Origin of the sequence: Rubrivivax gelatinosus, assembly GCF_004340905.1 — a bacterium.
Classification (GTDB): Bacteria; Pseudomonadota; Gammaproteobacteria; order Burkholderiales; family Burkholderiaceae_C; genus Rubrivivax; species Rubrivivax gelatinosus.
On sequence record NZ_SLXD01000015.1, the window covers coordinates 45956 to 63461 of the forward strand.

17 protein-coding genes are annotated in these 17506 nt (G+C 70.5%); 3 read left to right on the forward strand and 14 right to left on the reverse strand.

The annotated features are described in order from the left end of the window. Nucleotides 1-40: 40 nt before the first annotated feature. The 9 genes from citG to EV684_RS20625 all read right to left on the reverse strand — a co-directional run bounded on the left by citG (nt 41) and on the right by EV684_RS20625 (nt 8380). Entirely contained in the window at nt 41-1048 is a 1008-nt protein-coding gene (citG, locus tag EV684_RS20585; RefSeq protein ID WP_242478533.1) for a triphosphoribosyl-dephospho-CoA synthase CitG, read from the reverse strand. Next, nucleotides 1032-1574, reverse strand: coding sequence for a citrate lyase holo-[acyl-carrier protein] synthase (citX, locus tag EV684_RS20590; protein WP_132649221.1), 543 nt, complete (start codon nt 1572-1574; stop codon nt 1032-1034). The genes citG and citX overlap by 17 nt, the downstream gene beginning before the upstream one ends. 10 nt (nt 1575-1584) lie before the next feature. Beyond that, entirely contained in the window at nt 1585-3105 is a 1521-nt protein-coding gene (gene citF, locus EV684_RS20595) for a citrate lyase subunit alpha (RefSeq protein WP_132649222.1), read from the reverse strand. A 20-nt stretch (nt 3106-3125) separates the two neighbouring features. Beyond that, nucleotides 3126-3998, reverse strand: a complete 873-nt coding sequence (gene citE, locus EV684_RS20600) for a citrate (pro-3S)-lyase subunit beta (protein ID WP_132649223.1) — start codon at nt 3996-3998, stop codon at nt 3126-3128. Next, nucleotides 3995-4291 carry a citrate lyase acyl carrier protein gene (gene citD / locus EV684_RS20605; RefSeq protein WP_132649224.1) on the reverse strand — a complete coding sequence of 99 codons (297 nt, stop codon included), beginning with the start codon at nt 4289-4291 and terminating at the stop codon, nt 3995-3997. The genes citE and citD overlap by 4 nt, the downstream gene beginning before the upstream one ends. A gap of 61 nt (nt 4292-4352) precedes the next feature. Then, complete coding sequence (gene citC, locus EV684_RS20610) at nt 4353-5408, reverse strand: [citrate (pro-3S)-lyase] ligase (protein WP_132649225.1); 1056 nt, start codon at nt 5406-5408, stop codon at nt 4353-4355. Nucleotides 5409-5497: 89 nt separating this feature from the next. After that, a complete protein-coding gene (locus EV684_RS20615; RefSeq protein ID WP_132649226.1) occupies nt 5498-6397 on the reverse strand; it encodes a fumarylacetoacetate hydrolase family protein in 900 nt (299 codons plus the stop codon). Between the two features lie 86 nt (nt 6398-6483). Further along, on the reverse strand, nt 6484-7854 hold the full coding sequence (locus tag EV684_RS20620; RefSeq protein WP_242478534.1) for a 2-hydroxycarboxylate transporter family protein: 1371 nt from the start codon (nt 7852-7854) through the stop codon (nt 6484-6486). Between the two features lie 346 nt (nt 7855-8200). Beyond that, nucleotides 8201-8380, reverse strand: a complete 180-nt coding sequence (locus EV684_RS20625) for a hypothetical protein (protein ID WP_132649227.1) — start codon at nt 8378-8380, stop codon at nt 8201-8203. Between the two features lie 465 nt (nt 8381-8845). Between EV684_RS20625 and EV684_RS20630 the strand changes: the two genes are divergently transcribed. After that, nucleotides 8846-10543, forward strand: coding sequence for a phosphoethanolamine transferase (locus tag EV684_RS20630; protein ID WP_132649228.1), 1698 nt, complete (start codon nt 8846-8848; stop codon nt 10541-10543). Between the two features lie 29 nt (nt 10544-10572). On the opposite strand, the gene EV684_RS20635 is transcribed toward EV684_RS20630, so the two are convergent. The 3 genes from EV684_RS20635 to EV684_RS20645 are packed head-to-tail and all read right to left on the reverse strand — an operon-like array spanning nt 10573 to nt 13227. Further along, on the reverse strand, nt 10573-11784 hold the full coding sequence (locus tag EV684_RS20635; RefSeq protein WP_132649229.1) for a sensor histidine kinase: 1212 nt from the start codon (nt 11782-11784) through the stop codon (nt 10573-10575). Nucleotides 11785-11828: 44 nt separating this feature from the next. Then, complete coding sequence (locus EV684_RS20640) at nt 11829-12524, reverse strand: response regulator transcription factor (protein WP_132649230.1); 696 nt, start codon at nt 12522-12524, stop codon at nt 11829-11831. Between the two features lie 58 nt (nt 12525-12582). Beyond that, entirely contained in the window at nt 12583-13227 is a 645-nt protein-coding gene (locus tag EV684_RS20645) for a DUF2242 domain-containing protein (RefSeq protein ID WP_243651239.1), read from the reverse strand. A 138-nt stretch (nt 13228-13365) separates the two neighbouring features. On the opposite strand from EV684_RS20645, the gene EV684_RS20650 reads away from it, so the two are divergent. After that, nucleotides 13366-14415 carry an NAD(P)-dependent alcohol dehydrogenase gene (locus tag EV684_RS20650; protein ID WP_132649231.1) on the forward strand — a complete coding sequence of 350 codons (1050 nt, stop codon included), beginning with the start codon at nt 13366-13368 and terminating at the stop codon, nt 14413-14415. A gap of 6 nt (nt 14416-14421) precedes the next feature. Here the strand turns inward: EV684_RS20650 and EV684_RS20655 are convergent, their stop codons facing one another. Next, nucleotides 14422-16434: a DEAD/DEAH box helicase gene (locus EV684_RS20655; protein WP_132649232.1), complete on the reverse strand. Its 2013-nt coding sequence runs from the start codon at nt 16432-16434 to the stop codon at nt 14422-14424. 118 nt (nt 16435-16552) lie between these two features. On the opposite strand from EV684_RS20655, the gene EV684_RS20660 reads away from it, so the two are divergent. Beyond that, on the forward strand, nt 16553-17143 hold the full coding sequence (locus EV684_RS20660; RefSeq protein WP_132649233.1) for a lipocalin family protein: 591 nt from the start codon (nt 16553-16555) through the stop codon (nt 17141-17143). 18 nt (nt 17144-17161) lie between these two features. Here the strand turns inward: EV684_RS20660 and EV684_RS20665 are convergent, their stop codons facing one another. Then, entirely contained in the window at nt 17162-17497 is a 336-nt protein-coding gene (locus EV684_RS20665; protein ID WP_132649234.1) for a hypothetical protein, read from the reverse strand. Between the last annotated feature and the right edge of the window lie 9 nt (nt 17498-17506).

A 17506-nucleotide genomic window follows, 5' to 3' on the forward strand; every position in this document is an offset into this window, starting at 1 on the left:
CGGTTCGTCGGGGCTCTGGGCTTGCCGGGCGGACGTCGGCTCATGGCGGGCACGCGGCGAGCGGCTCGGGCTTCGCGGCGCGACGGTGCGCGACGGGGAGCCCGGTCCGACCGCACTCTTCCGGTTGGGGATCGAAGCGGGACAGGAACCACGTCACGGCCAGCAGGTCGGCACTGCCGCCCGGGCTGATGTGGCGCCGGATCATCTCGCGGTCGAGACGGCTCATCTCGGCCAGGTGGTCCGGAGCGTCGACTCCGCCGGCCGCGAGCAGGGCCCGCGCGCGCGTCTGGACGAACTGCAGGGCCGAGATCCCGCCGCGCGCCACGAGATTCGTGTCCTGATTGTAGGCGAGCAGGTTCAGCAGCACGGCGTGCAGCGCCCCCTCCTCGCCGTGGCCGGCGGCGCGCGCGCGGCGCCAGGCCGGCAGCCCGTGGCGGCGCACGGTGGCGAAGCCGCTGGCGGCCTCGCCGCGCGCGCCGGGCAGGCCGTGCTCGCGGTACAGGCGCTCGCCGGCGGTGGCCGCCGGCCCGCCGTCGCGCAACTCGCGCGCCACCAGGCCGTCGCAGATCGCCGCCACCTCCAGGCACAGCCCGTCGGCATCGGCGGCCACGCCGCGCCCGGCCAGGCGGCCGGCCGCGGCGCACAGCAGACCGAGCGCGAAGACGCTGCCCTTGTGGGTGTTGACGCCGCCGGTGGCGCGCAACATCGCCCGCTCGCAGGCCTGGCCCTGCGGCCGCAGCCGCGGCAGGAACTCGACCGCCGGCCGCTCGCATTCGCTGCGCCCGAAGCGGAAGAAGACGCCGAGCCAGGGCTCGATCGCCGCGGCGCTGGCGCGGAACATGGCGAGGTCCATGTCGTCGTGCGCGCCGTTGTTGAAGCGGTCGACGAGACCCGGCTTGGGGCTCAGCTCGACCTCGCGGATCAGGGCCTCGTGGCCCCAGCCGGCGACGCGGCGGGTGTCCAGGATCGCAGGCCGGCGCGCGGCGGCCGCCGGCGCACACGCGCTCCCCCCTGCCGCGGGCGCGACGAAATCAGCAAACGGCCGCATGGCGATGGTTCTCCAAGAGGCGGGCGATCGCCGCCTGCAGTTGTTCGAGCGGGTGCGCACGCGAGCGCGCGCAGGCGTGGGCCGCCTCGTCGCAGACCAGGCAGCGCCGCGGCGCCAGGCCCAGCGCGGTGCGCGACAGCGAGCGCCCGTCCAGGCCCAGCACGTCCAGGTCCCACAGACGGCCCAGCGCGTGCGTGTCCTCGAGCGCCACCGCGGCGCGCTTGAGCTGCACGGCGTCGGCGTCGATCGCCAGCAGCGCCTCGCAGCCGGTGACCTGCCGCCAGGCGCGGCAGGCGGCGACGCGCCAGCCGCGCTCGCGGCACAGCGCCTCCAGCCGCGCCAGCGCGACGCAGAACACCTCGCGCAGCGCGGCGCTGTCCTTCACCGGGCCGGGCGCCACCAGCGTCAGCGACAGCAGCGGCAGCCCGTGGGCCGCCAGCGCCGCCTGCTGGCTGCGCACGCGCTCCTCGCGCGCCGCCAGCATCTGCTCCAGCGTCACCGGCACGGGCGTGTGGCTGCCGTCCATACGCCCTCCCTCAGGGCTTGACCTGGCGCACGACGTCGATCACCGAGCCGTCGCGGTAGCGCACGACGCCGACGATCTTGTCGAGGAACTCGATGGCCTGCGGTTCGCCGGTCAGCGCGACCGAGCGCGCATGCAGCTCCTCGATGCCCATCACCGGCAGGCCGGCGGCGCGCAGGCGCTCGGCGACGTCGGGGCGGTTGGGGTTCACCGCGATGCCGTGGTCGGTGACCAGCACGCCGATGCACTCGCCCGGCGTGACGACGGTCGTCACGCGGCGCACGATGGTCGGGATGCGGCTGCGGATCAGCGGCGCGACGACGATCGCCAGATTGGCCGCCGCGGCGACGTCGCTGTGGCCGCCGGAGGCGCCGCGCATCACGCCGTCGGAGCCGGTGATGACGTTGACGTTGAAGTCCAGGTCGATCTCCAGCGCCGACAGGATGACCAGGTCGACGCGGTCGCAGAACGTGCCCTTGGAGCTCGGGTTGGCGTACTCGTTGGTCGAGACCTCGACGTGCTCGGGCGAGCTGCGCAGCGACTCGGCGGCGTCGGCATCGAAGCTCTGCGTGTCGACCAGCTTGGTGATCAGGCCCTTGCGGTGCAGGTCGACGATGCCGCCGGTGATGCCGCCCAGCGCGAACGCGGCCTTGATGCCGGCCTTGCGCATGCGCGGCTCGAGGAAACGCGTGGCCGCGGTCGACGACGCGCCCGAGCCGGTCTGCAGCGAGAAGCCGTCGCGGAAGTAGCCCGAGTGCTCCATCACGTCGGCGGCCCAGCGCGCGATCAGCAGCTCGCGCGGGTTGCTCGTCACGCGCGCCGCGCCGACGCTGATCTTCGACGGGTCGCCGACCTGGGCGACCTTGACGATGCAGTCGACCTGGTCCTGCGAGATGCTCGCCGGCGTGTTGGGGAAGTCGACGAAGTCCTCGGTCAGCAGCACGACGTGGCGCGCGAACTGCGCATCGACCTTGGCATAGCCCAGCGAGCCGCAGCGCGACTTGCCGCTGACGCCGTTGGCGTTGCCGAACTCGTCGCAGGCCGAGACGCCGAGGAAGGCGACGTCGATCTTCAGCTCGCCGCTCTTGATCAGGTGCACGCGCCCGCCGTGCGAGTGGATGTGCACCGGGTGTTCCATCAGCCCGTTGGAGATCGCCTCGGCGAGCTTGCCGCGCATGCCCGAGGTGTAGATGCGGCTGATGACGCCGTTGCGGATGTGCTCGATCAGCGGTGCGTTGCAGCTCAGCAGCGACGACGAGGCCAGCGTCAGCTTGCGCAGGCCCATGTCGGCCAGCACCTGGACGACGTGGTTGATCGTCTTGTCCCCCTCGCGGAACGCGTGGTGGAAGGAGATCGTCATGCCGTCCGTCAGGCCGACGCGGCGCACGGCCTCTTCCAGCGAGGCGGCGATCTTGCGCGAGAGCTTGGCCTGCGGGTCGCGCAGGTGCGGGGTGTGGTGCGCGTAGTCCTGGAAGGCTTCGAGCCCGCGCAGCGCCGGCTCGTGGCGCAGGACGTCTTGCAATGTCGTGTTCATGGAAGGAACTCCGGAGGGGGTCACTTGCGCACGCCCGAGGCCTGGGCGCGTTGCAGCACCCGGCGGGCGTGGTTGACGATGGGCGCGTCGATCATCTTTCCGTTGAGCGAGACGACGCCCAGGCCTTCGCGCTCGGCCTTGTCGGCGGCGGCGATGACACGCTGCGCGTGCTCGACGTCCTCTTCGGTCGGCGCGTAGGCGTTGTGCAGCAGCTCGATCTGGCGCGGGTTGATCAGCGACTTGCCGTTGAAGCCCAGCTTGCGGATCAGCTCGACCTCGCGCAGGAAGCCGGCCTCGTCGTTGACGTCGGAATAGACGACGTCGAAGGCGTCGATGCCGGCCACGCGCGCGGCGTGCAGCACCGCGCAGCGGGCATAGAACAGCTCGGTGCCGTCGCCGCGCTCGGTCTGCATGTCCATCACGTAGTCGAAGCCGGCCAGCGCGATGCCGACCAGGCGCTTGCTCGCGGTGGCGATGGCCAGCGCGTTGACGACGCCCGAGGCGGACTCGATGGCGGCCATCAGCCGCGTGGAGCCGACTTCGCGGCCGCATTCGCGCTCGATGCGTTCGACCTGGGCCTCCAGCTCGTGCACGTCGGCGGCGCTGTCGGTCTTGGGCAGGCGCACGATGTCGACGCCGGCACGCACCACGGCTTCCAGGTCGGCCAGGCCGAAGGGCGTGGACAGCGGGTTGATGCGCACCACGGTCTCGATGTCGGCGTAGGCCGGGTTCTGCAGCGCATGGAAGACCAGCAGCCGCGCGGCGTCCTTCTCGCGCAGCGAGACCGCGTCCTCCAGGTCGAACATGATCGAGTCGGGCTTGTAGACGAACGCGGTGCTCAGCATCGCGGCGTTGGCCCCGGGCAGGAACAGCATGCTTCGGCGCAGTGTCATGACAGTCGGCTCCAGTCGATCTGCACTTGCCCGGCGCCGCGCAGCACGGCGGTCTGAACGCGGGCACGAATGGCGCAGTCCAGCGCCCCCTTGTCCTCGACGACGACGAGGCCGGCCGTCACGCCCAGGCGCTCCAGCGTCTCGGCGATGACACGGCGGATCTGGGCGCCGAACTGGCGCATCACTTCGCTCTCGATGACCAGCTCCAGGCGCCCGTCGGCGGCTGGAGCGACCTTGACCAGCAGGTCGCTGGATTCCAGCGTCCCTGCCAGGGCTTCCTTGACGATTTGCATCGTTGAACCTCTCGTGGTGGGCCGGCCCGCGGGCCGGCCCGTGAATGCACGGCGTGCCGTGCTAGGCACTGACTTCTCCCCGCTCGCGCCGGAACGCGGGGGCGTACTTGTCGTTGAGCAGCTGCAGCGTGTCCGGCGGCACCAGCGACGCGATGCGGCCCGGATGGCCGGCGCGCAGCAGCCGCCGCACCTCGGACGCCGAGATCGGCACGCCTTCGCAGGACGTGCGCGGAATCTCGACGACGGCCACCGGCGGCGCCGCCGAAGGCGCCTGCTGCAGCCAGTACTGCATGTCGGCGTTGTATTTGCGGGTGGTCGCGCAGAAGGGCTCGGTGCCGACGAAGCGGTGCGTCACGCCCAGCGCCGGCGCGATGTAGTCGCGGAACAGCAGCAGGTCGATCGCGGTGCAGCAGTCGCCGACGATGCCCTTCTCCTTGAAGAAGTAGTCGGGAAAGCTGGCGCGCGAGACCATGTATTCAGAGCCGTGGTGCAGCGTCAGCCGCGGGATCGCGCTCACGCCCTTGTGCACCAGCGCGAAGCGGTCGCGGTAGGAGAACTGCGAGACGTCCTCGCGCACGACGAACAGGTGCAGCCAGTCGCATTGCGCCGCGGCCAGCCGCACCAGGTACTCGTGGCCACGCGTGAACGGGTTGGCGTTCATCACGACGCAGCCGATGCGCCGGCCCGAGCGGCGCTCGGTGGCCAGGCGGCGGCAGTAGCCGCTGATGCCCACCGGCGTGTTCTCCATCAGGCTGACGTGGCCCGGCACCTCGGCCAGCGCGTGGAAGCCGCAGCCGGCGAAGAACTCGACATTGCGCGGCCGCGTGTAGAGGAACAGGTGCAGGTGGCCGCGTTCGAGCGCCAGGTGCACGATCTCGCTCATCAGCGTCAGCGACAGCGAGCTGCCGCGAAAGTCGGGCGCCGTCGCCACGCACTTGACGATGTTGTGGTCCAGCCCGGCGCAGGCGACCAGCCGGCGGCCGTGGCGGCCGACGACGAAGGTCTCGATGCCGTCCTCGATGTCCAGCTCGCACTGCGCCAGCAGTTCGCGCACCTCGGCACGCTCCTGCGGCGCCTCGCGCGGGTCGATGGCGTAAAACTCGATGTCGTCGCTCACGATGGGCGCTCCGTCGGTGCGGACGGACACGGCGCTCCGGGGCGGGCCGCGCCGCGGCGGCCCCGGATGCCTTGTCGCATCCGCTCAGCTCATGCGGCGGCGGTTTCGGCGGCCTCGGGCAGCTCGTAGCCCTCGAAGGGTTCGAGCACCTCGTCGGCGATCACGTTGCAGAGCCGGCCGATGCCGGAGATCTCCACCTCGATCGTGTCGCCGGCCTTCATGAACAGCGGCGGCACGCGCTTCTTGCCGACGCCCCCGGGCGAGCCGGTGATGATCACGTCGCCGGGCGACAGCGCGCTGAAGGTGCTGATGTATTCGATCAGCGCGGCCACCGGGTGGATCATGTTGGCCGTCGAGTCGTCCTGCACCTGCTGGCCGTTGAGGAAGGTGCGCAGCTGCAGCTGCTGCGGGTCGGGCAGCTCGTCGCTGGTCACCATCCACGGGCCGAAGGCCCCGGTCTCGCGCCAGTTCTTGCCGGCGGTGAACCAGGTGTGCTGCCAGTCGCGCGCCGAGCCATCCATGTAGCAGGCGTAGCCGGCCACGTGCAGCAGCGCGTCCTCGCGCCGGATGCCGCGGCCGCCGGTGCCGATGATCACGGCGAGCTCGCCCTCGTAGTCGAACTCGCGGCTGTGAGCCGGCTTGATGACCGGGCAGCGGTGGCCGGTCTGCGAGTCGGGGAAACGCACGAACAGCGTCGGCGCCGGATTCGTCTCGTTGAACTCCTGGCGCTTGGCCGCGTAGTTCATGCCGACGCAGAAGATCTTGTTCGGGTGCTCGATGACGGGCAGGAAGCTCACTTCGTCTTCCTGGTAGTCAGGCGCGGCCGCCTCGTGGTGGCGGGCCAGCGCGACGCCGCCGGTCACGGCCAGCAGCGAGCGCAGGGAGGGGAAACGTTCGCCGAGGCGGCTGCCGAGGTCGACGATGCCGCGTTCGGTGCGGATGCCGTAGCTGCGCTTGCCGCGGCTGTTGCGGAAACTGAGCAGTTTCATGGGGTCCTCTTGGGGAGCTGGGGCGTCGGCGCTGCCGCGGCGGCAGGTCGCCGACGCCGTGGATAGGGAGATGCGGGACTCGGGACTCAGGCCACCAGGCGCGACAGCACCAGCAGCGAGACGGTCACGTTGATCGCGCCGCCGATGCGGGTGGCGATCTGGGCGAAGGGCATCAGCTGCATGCGGTTGGACGCCGACAGGATGGCCACGTCGCCGGTGCCGCCCTGGCCGCACTGCGTGCAGGACACGACGGCGGCGTCGACCGGGTACATGCCGAGCTTGCGCGAGACCAGGAAGCCGGTGCCGACGACGGTCAGCACGGTGGCGACGATGACGGCGATGTTGTCCAGCGCGAAGGCGGCGACCAGGCGCTCCCACGGCGTGATGGCGACACCGACGGCGAACAGCACCGGGTAGGTCACCGAGGTCTGGAAGAACTTGTAGACCGAGCGCGCACCTTCGGTCAGCGAAGGCGAGGCGGCCTGCGTCAGCTTGACGAGCACGGCGACGAACAGCATGCCCACCGGCGCCGGCAGCCCGATCACGCGGAAGCCCAGCATGCCGATCATGTACAGGCTGATGGCCATCAGCGCCGCGGCCGCCAGGCCGGTGACGTCGAGGCCCTTGCCGCCGGCCTCGCTCTTGGCCGCGAGCTCGTTCTCGTCGGCGGCGCCCGGCAGCAGCTTGCCGTTGCCGGTCAGGTGCGGGTGGCGGTTGCCGATCGCACCGAGCACGCCCGAGAGCATGATCGCGACGACGTTGGCCATCATCACCATCGGGATGATCCGGCCGAACATCTCGCCCTGGTCCTGATGGAGGATCTCGGCGAAGCCGATGGACAGCGGGATCGCGCCTTCGCCGACGCCGCCGGCCATGCACGGCAGGACGATGAAGAAGAAGGTCTCGTAGGCGCTCTTGCCGACGGCGACGCCGGCCAGCGTGCCCACCACCATGCCGGCGACGGCGGCACAGCCCATCGGGATCACGATCTTCATGAAGCCCTGGATCAGCGTCTTGCGATCCATGCTCATGATGCTGCCGACGATGACGCAGCAGATGTACAGATAGAGGATGCCGGTGGCCTTGTAGAACTTCGTCGTCGCCTCGACGACGATGTCCGGCAGCAGGCCGTAGTACACCAGCGCCGACGGGATGAAGGTGGCGCAGATCGCGGCCGCCCCCATCTTGCCGATCACCGGGATGCGCTTGCCGATCTCACCGCAGGCGAAACCGAAGAAGGCGAGCGTCACGGCCATCACCGTCAGCTCGTTCGTCAGGCCGCCCTTGGTATTGGCCAGGGCCAGCACCAGGGCGCCGGCCAGCACGAACAGCGGCAGCGGTATGACGCCGACCTTGGCCTCCATCAGGCGCCACCAGCCATGGGGCCAGAACTTCTGCCCGGCGGCAGCGGTGCCACCGGGCACGGCCTCCAGGGTTGCGGGGCTTGCTTCACTCATGATATCGCTCCGTTGGTTTCCGTCTTGCGGTTTCCCCGGTATCCACGGGGGGAGTCTGTCTCTCTCCGGCAATATCCCGAATGGGTATTTCGGGTGCCGGCTGCGGTTTCTCGGTGAACGAGGCTTGAATTTCTTTGGAGTGACCCGGACCGCCCGCCACGCGCTTTCGTCCGCCCTTCCCAGGCCTGTTTCCGGGCGAGCTCCGCCGAGGCTGCCGAACCCGGGAGTTCGGCGCCTGTCGGGGCGTGAAGGGTCATCGTGCCGGCGTCAGCCGGCACGGTTCGGACGAACGGCCAGGGGTGCTCGGACCCTTGGCGTCAGCGAGGCTGCGGGCGGCCCGGGGCGTTCAGTTGTAGCCGAGCACGGCGACGTGCTCGAGCTCGGCCTCCCGGGCTTCGTCGTCGAACGGCGGGCGCTCGGCGACGCGTGCGGCGGCGGCACTGAAGCTGACCGCGCGGGATTCCCCCGCGGGTATCGCGCGGGATTTCTTGAGGGTTTTGCTGGGAATGACTTCGAGAACTTCCATGATGTCCTCCGGATCGGTTATCGGTGTGCAGTTGTCGGTTATTTCCGTGACGTTCAACTGTGCACTCAGGGCGAATCGGAAAGTGCGCCTAAGTTAGCGCCCGGACGCCCGCCGGACTTGCATCAAGTCAAAATCCCGCCGTGGTTTTAATGGCGTTTATTTGGTTATTGCCGTCAATTCCCGCGGGCGCATCCAGGGCACTTCGGCGCCCCCGGACCGGCGCCGCCCCGGCGCGCCGCGGCAGCAGCCTCGAGCAGGAGGCGCCGGCCGCACCCGGACCGGTGGCGCGCCGCGCACGGCATGGCGCAAAACCGCAGCGGGTGTCGTGGCGGACGACGGGCACACCGGCGCGGCGCGCACCGGCTCCGGGCCGGCAGCTCACGGCGAGCGACCGGCGGCGCTCTTGACAACTTCTTGACGGACGCTTCCTGAAACTGCGCAGCCTTCCGCTCATGGGATTTGCGCGTGTTTCCACGTCTGCTCTCCGTGCGGCTCAATCCAGTGCAGCTGGGCTGGGTCGCCGCATTCTTCTTCGCGACCTTTGGCAACCTCGTGCTGTGGCATTCGCTGTGGCACGAGATCGAGATCGACGGCCTCCATGCCCTGTTGTTCGCGCTCAGCCTGCCGGTATTTCTCCTTTGCCTCCTGAACCTGCTGCTGGCGCCCGTACTGGTTCTGCCTTATCTGCGAAAACCCTTGCTGGCGCTGCTCGTCGTCATCAGCGCGAGTTGCCAGTATTTCATGTTCGAATACTCCGTGCTGATCGACCGGAGCATGGTGCAGAACATTTTCGAAACCAGCGCGGCGGAAGTCGGCGCATACCTGTCGGCGCCGCTCGTGCTCGCCGTCTTCGTCCTCGGCGTGCTGCCTGCCGGTGCGCTGCTGGCGATTCCGACCGAAGCCGTCGGCCGCCTGCGGAACGTCGCCCTGCTGTGGCTCGCGAACCTCGGGGTGACGATCGCCGTGCTGGCGGCGGTGACCCTGGTCTTCTACAAGGACTACGCGTCACTGCTGCGCAACCACCGGCAGCTCAAGGACCAGGTGCTGCCTCTGAACTTCGTGCGCAGCACCCACGCTTATCTCAAGCGGCAGTACAGCGCGAAGTCGCAGCCCTTGCGCACCGTGGCCGAAGACGCGACGCGCCCCGCCGCGGCCGGTGGCGAACGGCACAAGCTGGTGGTGGTCGTCGTCGGCGAAACGGCGCGCGGCCAGAACTTCCAGCTCAATGGTTATGCGCGTGCAACCAACCCGGTCCTCGCGCAACGCGGCGACGTCATCAGTTTCCGGGAGGTATCGTCGTGCGGCACCGCGACGGCGGTCTCGCTGCCCTGCATGTTTTCTCGCATGCCCCGCTCGCGATACGACGACGTCCAGGCGGCAACCGAAGAGAACCTCCTCGACGTGTTGCAGCGAACCGGCCTGAACATACTCTGGCGAAACAACAACAACGGCGGCTGCAAAGGCCTTTGCAGCCGTGTTCCGAGCGAGGACATGCCGGCGCTGAAAGTCCCCGGGTATTGTCTCAACCAAGATGGAACCTGTTATGACGAGGTCCTCCTGGACGATCTCGGGGCGCGCATCGACGCGATGCCGGGTGATGCGCTGATCGTCCTCCACCAGATCGGCAGCCACGGCCCGACGTATTTCGAGCGTTATCCGCCGGAAGCCGGGACCTTCCGCCCCAGCTGCGACAGCAACCAGATCCAGAAATGCAGCAACGAGGCCCTGCGCAACACCTACGACAACACCCTGGTCTACACCGACAGGATGCTCGGCAGGACCATCGACTTGCTTGAGCGCCACTCGGCAGAGCGCGACGTGGCGCTGATCTACGTCTCCGACCACGGTGAGTCGCTGGGCGAGCGCGGGATGTACCTGCACGGCACGCCCTACCTCCTCGCGCCCCGGGAGCAGACGCAGGTGCCGATGCTGATGTGGTTCTCCCCGGAGTTCCTGCGCAACGCCCGCCTCGGCATCGCCTGCCTGCGCCGGAACGCGGAGCAAGGCGCCTACAGCCACGACAACCTCTACCACTCGCTGCTCGGCCTGTTCGCCGTGCAGACCCGGGTCTACGAACCCGAGCTGGACCTCTTTGCCGCCTGCCGCGAGCCGGGCCCGGCTTCCCTGCCGCAGTTGGCCGGCGGCGAGGGCATCCGACCGTGAAATGAGCGCACGCGCGCCGCCTGGCCGGCCTACGCCGCGGCCGACATCGTCAGCGTGAAGCTGCTGCCCTGGTCCGAACTCTCGACCCGCATGCACCAGCCCAGATGCTCGACGATGCGCTGCACGATGGACAGACCCAGCCCTTCGCCGCTTTGGCGCGCGCCCGACACGAAGCGCTGGAACTGCTGCGGGTCGAGGGTGGGCGGCAGGCCCGGGCCGGTGTCGGAGATCACCAGCGTCGTCCCCCGCTGCACGATGCGCACCTCGCCTTCGTCGGTGTACTGACAGGCGTTGCGCAGCAGGTTCCAGATGACGCTTCGTGCCAGCTCGGCATGGGTGTGCACCCGGCTGTCCAGCGGCACGTCGACGAGCAGCCGCACCGGCTTGTCCGCCAGCCAGGGCTGGCAGCGCGCCCTGCACTCCTCGATCAGCGGGCGCAGGGCGACCTCGGTCCTGGCCAGGGTCTGCGGGTCGCGCGAGAGCAGCAGCAGACAGGCGAGCTGGCGCTGCATCTCCTGCACCGTGCGCACGATGCGCTCGGCGCTGGCCCTCAGATGGCTGTCGGCGGGCAACTGGTGCAAGACGGTCTCCGCAGCGCCGCCGATGATCGCCAGCGGCGTGCGCAGCTCGTGGCTGGCATCCCCGGCAAAACAGCGTTCACGTTGCAGGAACTGCTCCAGTTCGTCGCTGTGGCGGGCAAACGCGCGGGCCAGCACGCCGATCTCGTCGCTCGCATCCTGGAACGGCAGAGGTTTGTGCTTGTTCTGCACGGCCTCGGCCAGGCGGGTGATCGGCGCGATGACACGCGCCGAGGTCTTTCGCCCGATCCAGAACGCACACAGGATGCACGACAGGATCACCAGCAGGGCGTAGGCGTCGATGACGTGCTCGAGATACGCGTAGTGCTCGCCGTCGTGCAGCAGGTAGTAGCGCCGGCCCTCGAGCTCGAACACCTGCAGATGCCAGGCCTCGGGCAGTTGCAGCGGGTGGTAGCCGGGCGCATAGGCGCGCAGCGCCGGTGGCACGGTCTGAACGTCGTAGAACTTGCTGCCCGCCGAAATGCCCGGAGCGGCGCCTTGGGCGATGTCCGCCCGCAGGCGCCGAACCTCGTCGTGCAGGCTCTGCGAGATCACGTACGCGCGCAGATCGTCGTAGTCGAGCTGCTCCGCCGCGACGACGAACGCCATGACCGCCACCATCAGCAGCACGAACGACACGGTGATGCGCGTGCGCAGCGTCATGGGGCGCCAGCCGAGAGCCACGATGCCTCCGTTTTCTTCGTCGATCAGTGCCGGCCGGGTGCCGGCGCCTGGGTCAGGCGCCAGCCGATGCCGTGCACGGTTTCTATCAGTGCCGGCGTGAACTTCTTGTCAAGCTGCTGCCGCAGGTCGTGAACGTGGGTGCGCAAGGCGCCGCTTTCGGGCGGCTGGTCGCCCCACAGGAGGTATTCCAGTGCCTGCTTCTTGACCACGTCCGGCGCGGCGCGCACCAGGCTCAGCAGGAGTTTGTGCGTGGTGGGCGTCAGCGCGATGGTTCGTCCCTGGCGCGAGGCCTGGGGCACGCGGGTGTCCACCTTCAAGTCCTCCCAGACCAGCGTGCCCTGCACCTGCCGTCCCTGGGCACGGCGCACCAGCGCCTTGATGCGGGCGTCCAGCTCCATCAGCGAGAAGGGCTTGACCAGATAGTCGTCGGCGCCCAGCGCAAAACCCTCGATGCGGTCTTCGACCGGGTCGCGAGCGGTCAGCATCAGCACCGGCACGGGATTCTGGAACTCCTCCCGCAGCCTGCGGCACAGCGTCATGCCGTCCAGCCGCGGCAGCATCAGGTCCAGCAGGACCGCGTCGTAATCGTTGCGTGTCGCCATGCGCAGGCCGGCAAGGCCATCGCGCGCGTCATCCAGCACGTAACCCAGGGGTTCGAAGAAACCGTAGAGATTGGCGACCAGCTCGGGGTTGTCTTCGATGATCAGCAGGCGTGTCATGGGTCATCGGGGGTTGGGCGCCGAGAACGGTCGATGCGGGCGATCCGCGAGACCGAACTCAGGGTGCAGCCGCCGCGCCGGCCGCCGCGGCCTTGGCCGCCTCGACCCTGGCCGCCTCGATGTCCGCACACCGCTCCTCGCCGCCGCAGACGCGGCTGCGCACGTAGCGCTGCACGAGGACGAAGAAGCGGTCGTAGAAGCTGCCGGCCGGGATCGTCAGGCTGCCGACCTTGACCAGCGAGTCGTCCGACGAGGACAGCGGGATCGACAGCGAGCCCACCGGCAGCCCGACGCTGGCCGAAGACGAGGCCTTCTTCAGCGCGTAACGGTCCTGCACGGCGTTGACGAAAGCCGTCGTCGAGGCCTTGTCGAAGGGATCCGGCGCACAGGTCACGGTGAAGGTGATCTGCACGTGGATGTCGCCGTCGGGCTGGAAGCGCTTGTTGCCGACGACGAGTTCGGGCGTCGCCGAGGTGACGACGTAGCCCTGGCTCAGCAGCGCCAGCCGCGAGGCCTCGCAGGTCGTCGGCGCGTCGGCCTCGAACTGGCGCGAATAGGTCTCGTCGGACTTGAAGTGCTCGTTCTGGTAGACCGTGGTGGCGATCTTGTTCGGGGTGCTGCAGCCGGCGACGGCGGCTGCGAGCAGCATCGTGGCGAAGGCCCCGGCCCGACGGCGGGCCGGCAGCGGCGAATACATGGTCATCGTGGTCAAACGTCCCCGCACGGCGATCGGTTGTCCCGACCGGGACGCGGGCTCGCCTCGGCCGCTATCGTACGGGTGCCGCGTGACGGCCCCGCCGACCGTGGCCCCATCCGCCCCACCCTCGCACCAGGAGCCGCCATGCCCACGATCCAGGCCTATGCCGCGCAGGACGCCAGCGCCCCGCTCGGCGCGTTCACGATCGAACGCCGCGAACCCGGCCCCGAGGACGTGCAGATCCGCATCCTCTGGTGCGGTGTCTGCCACTCCGACCTGCACACCGCGCGCAACGAGTGGAAGAACACGCTCTACCCCTCGGTGCCCGGCCACGAGATCGTCGGCCGCGTCAGCGCCGTCGGCTCGGCGGTGACGAAGTTCAAGGTCGGCGACCTGGCCGGCGTCGGCTGCATGGTCGACAGCTGCGGCCACTGCCCGTCCTGCGCCGAAGGCGAGGAGCAGTACTGCGACAGCGGCTTCACCGGCACCTACAACGGACCGGTGTTCGGCGGCGAGAACACCTTCGGCGGCTACTCGCAGAGCATCGTCGTCAGGCAGTCCTTCGTGCTGCGCATCGGCCACCCCGAGTCGCAACTGGCCGGCGTCGCGCCGCTGCTGTGCGCCGGCATCACGACCTGGTCGCCGCTGCGCCAGTGGGAGGCCGGCCCGGGCAGGAAGGTCGGCATCGTCGGCCTGGGCGGCCTGGGCCACATGGGCGTCAAGCTCGCGCACGCGCTGGGTGCGCACGTCGTGCTGTTCACCACCTCGCCGGACAAGATCGCCGACGGCCATCGCCTGGGCGCCGATGAAGTCGTGGTCTCGAAGGACCCGGAGCAGATGCGCCGCCAGGCCGGCCGGCTGGACTTCATCCTCAACACGGTGGCCGCGCCGCACGACCTGAACGCCTTCCTCGCGCTGCTCAAGCGCGACGGCACGATGACGCTGGTCGGTGCACCGGCCGAGCGCCACCCCTCGCCCGACGTCTTCGCGCTGATCTTCAAGCGCCGCCGCCTGGGCGGCTCGCTGATCGGCGGCATCCGCGAGACGCAGCAGATGCTGGACTTCTGCGCCCAGCACGGCATCGTCAGCGACACCGAGACGATCCGCATGGACCAGATCAACACCGCCTACGAGCGCATGCTCAGGAGCGACGTGCGCTACCGCTTCGTCGTCGACATGGCGACGCTGGGCTGACAGCGTTCAGCGCCCGGCGGCACGTGCCCTGGCGCGCCAGAAGCCGGCGTCGATCTCCTGCTCCGCGCCGGTGCGCTCGTTGGCCAGCCAGAAACGGCTGCCGTCGGGCGCGATGCGTTGCACCTCGCCGACGTGGCGCCCGGCGCGCACACGCCGGCCGGCGATGCCGGCCGGGAAGTCCGGCGCGCGCGCCAGCTCCAGCAGGTCGGCCGCCTCGCGCGTGTCGCCGGCCAGGCGCAGCCGGCGCACGATCGGCGCCAGCAGCGGGTTGGCGCGGTCGGCCGGCGACAGCCACAGCATCACCTTGGCCTGGGCGCGGCTCAGCGCGACGTTGACCAGGCGCGCCGCTTCCTCGGTCTGCAGAAAGGGCTGGCCGCCGTCGGCCGGGTCGAACAGCACCGCGGCGGCCTCGCTGCCCTGGGCCCGGTGCACGGTGCTGACGCGCACGCCGGCCACGCCGGCGGCTTCCAGCCGTTGACGGATCAGCGCGCGCTGGGCGCGAAACGGCGTCAGCACGACGATCTCGTGCGCCTGCCAGGTACCGCCGGCCAGCGCGTCGGCCACCAGCGCGACGATCGCCTCGGCCGACTCGGGCCGCACCGGCCCGCGCCAGGCCGCCGACCAGCCGCCGTCGCGCGCCACCGGCTCGACGTGCACGTGAACGTCCTCGCCGGCCGGACCCAGCACGCGCCGGCGCGCCGCCTGCCAGCCGGGCGAGGCCTCGGCGTCGGCGGCGACACGCAGCGCACCGTCGTAATAGAGGTCGCCGACCAGCGCGCCGATCGCCGCGGCCATGCGCGACTGCTCGTCCAGCAGCACGACCGAAGGCGAGCGCCGCGGCATCGCCGCGAACGGCGAACGCCCCAGCCAGCGCCGCGCCTCGCGCTCGGGCGCACGCTGCACCGGCGACAGCTGGCTCGGGTCGCCGGCGAACAGGCAGCGCCTGCCCAGCGGCATCAGCGCCAGCGCCTGGGCCAGCGGCACCTGGCTGGCCTCGTCGAAGACGATCAGCTCGAACGGCGGCGCGCCGTCGTCGGCCAGTTCACGCAAGGTCTTCAGCGTCGCGACGGCGCGCGCCGTCGTCATCGCCGCCAGCCGGCTGGCGCGCAGCACGGCCAGCGAGGCGGCCCGAAGCTCGTTGCGCAGCTCGGCGACGCGCCGGCTCCAGGCCTCCAGCGCTTCCAGGTCGCGCGCCGGGGGGCGTTCGGACTCGGCACGCGCCAGGCGGGCCAGCAGCGCCCGGTCGGCGTTCGGGATCAGGTGCTCGCGGCCTTCGTACAGCGCCGGGTTGAAGCGCGTGCCGAGGCGGCGCACTGTCTCGCGCCAGCGTTCGCGGCGGCCCTTCTCCAGCGCCTTGTCGACGGCAACGGTGGCCAGGTCGACGGCCTGGTTGGTCGTCGACAGCAGCAGCACACGCGCTTCGGGCTCGGCGTCCAGCGTCTCGGCCAGCAGCACGCCCAGCGTCGTCGTCTTGCCGGTGCCCGGCGGGCCCCAGAGAAAGCTGCCGGTCCAGCGAGGCAGCGCCAGCGCCTGGCGCTGGGCCGCGCGCAGCCAGCGAAACGGCGCGCCGGTCAGCGCCGGCGCGGCGGTCTCGGCCGGCCGGGACAGCACGGCCTCGCATTCGAGGGCCCGCGCCGCCCACTCGCCGTCGTCCCAGGCGGCGACCAGCGCGTCGAGGAAACGCGGCGGGTAGACGCGGATCAGCCGCCCCGGCCCGGGCGGCGGACCGCTGGCGTTGTGCAGGATCAGCTGGTCGTCCTCGACGACGACCGCCAGCACCGCGGCAGCGCCCTTGTGCGGCTCGCCCCACCAGGCCGAGGCGCCGTCCAGGCTCTCGTCGAGCAGCGCCTGCGCCGAGGCGGCACCCGGCCGCTGGCCCTCGGCATAGACGTAGCCGGCCTCGAGCGTGACGCGCCACAGCGCGCCGTCGCGCTCCAGGCGCTCGACCTTGAAGTCGAAGTAGGACGGCGTGGCGGCCTGTTCGGCGGCCAGCGCGGCGCGGATCTCGGCAAGACTCATGCGGTGGGCGACGGCGGCAGGCGCGCCGGCGGCACGCTGCGGGGGCGCGATTGTTCCTCAGTGCGGCCGTTGACGGCGATCCAGCACGGGAACCGGGCCCTCGGCGATGATCCCGCCGATGACGAACAAACCCCTGATCACCCTGCTGCTGGCCGCGGCCTGCTCCACGGCCGGCGCCGGCGCCCCCACGGCCACCGCGCCGACCGCCACCGAAACCCCGGCCGCCGCCGGCGCGCTGCGCACCATCGACCGACTGGACGTGCCGCGTTACCTCGGCACCTGGTACGAGGTCGCACGTTTCCCCAACCGCTTCCAGCGCCAGTGCGTCGCCGACACCAGCGCGAACTACACGCTGCGCGAGGACGGCACGCTGCAGGTGCGCAACCGCTGCCGGCTGGCCGACGGCACGATGGACGAGGCGCTGGGCCAGGCGCGCCAGGTCGGCGGGCCCGAGTCGCCGACGCTGAAGGTGCGGTTCGCGCCCGAGTGGCTGTCCTGGCTGCCTTTCGTCTGGGGCGACTACTGGATCGTCGACCTCGACGCCGACTACACGCTGGTGGCGATCACCGACCCGCGCCGCGCCTACGCCTGGGTGCTGTCGCGCACGCCGCAGGTCGAGCCGGCGCGCTACGAGGCGCTGATGCAGCGCCTGCGCGCGCAGGGGCTGGACGTCGGGCTGTTCGCGCGCTCGCCGCAGACGGCGCGCTGAACCGGGCCGGGCGCGCGCTCAGCCGCCGCGCCCGCGCATCGCCAGCAGCGGCCAGGCGAAGGCCAGCACGGCGGCACCGGCACCCGCGGCGATGGCCAGCAGGTTGGCCCAGTCGACCCAGTAGGCCAGTTCGCCCAGCGACGATCGTGTGAGCGAGGGCACCGCCAGGAAGGCGAGTACCAGGCCGGCCAGCCCCGCCAGCGCCGCCGGGCGCAGCGCGGCCGCCCAGCGGCGCGGCTGCCGTGCGGCCGCCACCAGCACCAGCAGCCAGGCGAGGGCAGCCGCGGCGACCCCCGGCCAGACGTCCAGCACGATCTCCCAGACGATGTTCGCGGCGAGCCAGATCTCGTACATGGTGTTCTC

Bases quoted from the DNA above. Each gene is read 5' to 3' on its own strand.
- citG (WP_242478533.1), bottom strand. From the start codon at position 1,048: ATGCGGCCGTTTGCTGATTTCGTCGCGCCCGCGGCAGGGGGGAGCGCG.
- citX (WP_132649221.1), bottom strand. From the start codon at position 1,574: ATGGACGGCAGCCACACGCCCGTGCCGGTGACGCTGGAGCAGATGCTG.
- citF (WP_132649222.1), bottom strand. From the start codon at position 3,105: ATGAACACGACATTGCAAGACGTCCTGCGCCACGAGCCGGCGCTGCGC.
- citE (WP_132649223.1), bottom strand. From the start codon at position 3,998: ATGACACTGCGCCGAAGCATGCTGTTCCTGCCCGGGGCCAACGCCGCG.
- citD (WP_132649224.1), bottom strand. From the start codon at position 4,291: ATGCAAATCGTCAAGGAAGCCCTGGCAGGGACGCTGGAATCCAGCGAC.
- EV684_RS20615 (WP_132649226.1), bottom strand. From the start codon at position 6,397: ATGAAACTGCTCAGTTTCCGCAACAGCCGCGGCAAGCGCAGCTACGGC.
- EV684_RS20620 (WP_242478534.1), bottom strand. From the start codon at position 7,854: ATGAGTGAAGCAAGCCCCGCAACCCTGGAGGCCGTGCCCGGTGGCACC.
- EV684_RS20625 (WP_132649227.1), bottom strand. From the start codon at position 8,380: ATGGAAGTTCTCGAAGTCATTCCCAGCAAAACCCTCAAGAAATCCCGC.
- EV684_RS20635 (WP_132649229.1), bottom strand. From the start codon at position 11,784: ATGACGCTGCGCACGCGCATCACCGTGTCGTTCGTGCTGCTGATGGTG.
- EV684_RS20640 (WP_132649230.1), bottom strand. From the start codon at position 12,524: ATGACACGCCTGCTGATCATCGAAGACAACCCCGAGCTGGTCGCCAAT.
- EV684_RS20645 (WP_243651239.1), bottom strand. From the start codon at position 13,227: ATGACCATGTATTCGCCGCTGCCGGCCCGCCGTCGGGCCGGGGCCTTC.
- EV684_RS20650 (WP_132649231.1), top strand. From the start codon at position 13,366: ATGCCCACGATCCAGGCCTATGCCGCGCAGGACGCCAGCGCCCCGCTC.
- EV684_RS20655 (WP_132649232.1), bottom strand. From the start codon at position 16,434: ATGAGTCTTGCCGAGATCCGCGCCGCGCTGGCCGCCGAACAGGCCGCC.
- EV684_RS20660 (WP_132649233.1), top strand. From the start codon at position 16,553: ATGACGAACAAACCCCTGATCACCCTGCTGCTGGCCGCGGCCTGCTCC.
- EV684_RS20665 (WP_132649234.1), bottom strand. From the start codon at position 17,497: ATGTACGAGATCTGGCTCGCCGCGAACATCGTCTGGGAGATCGTGCTG.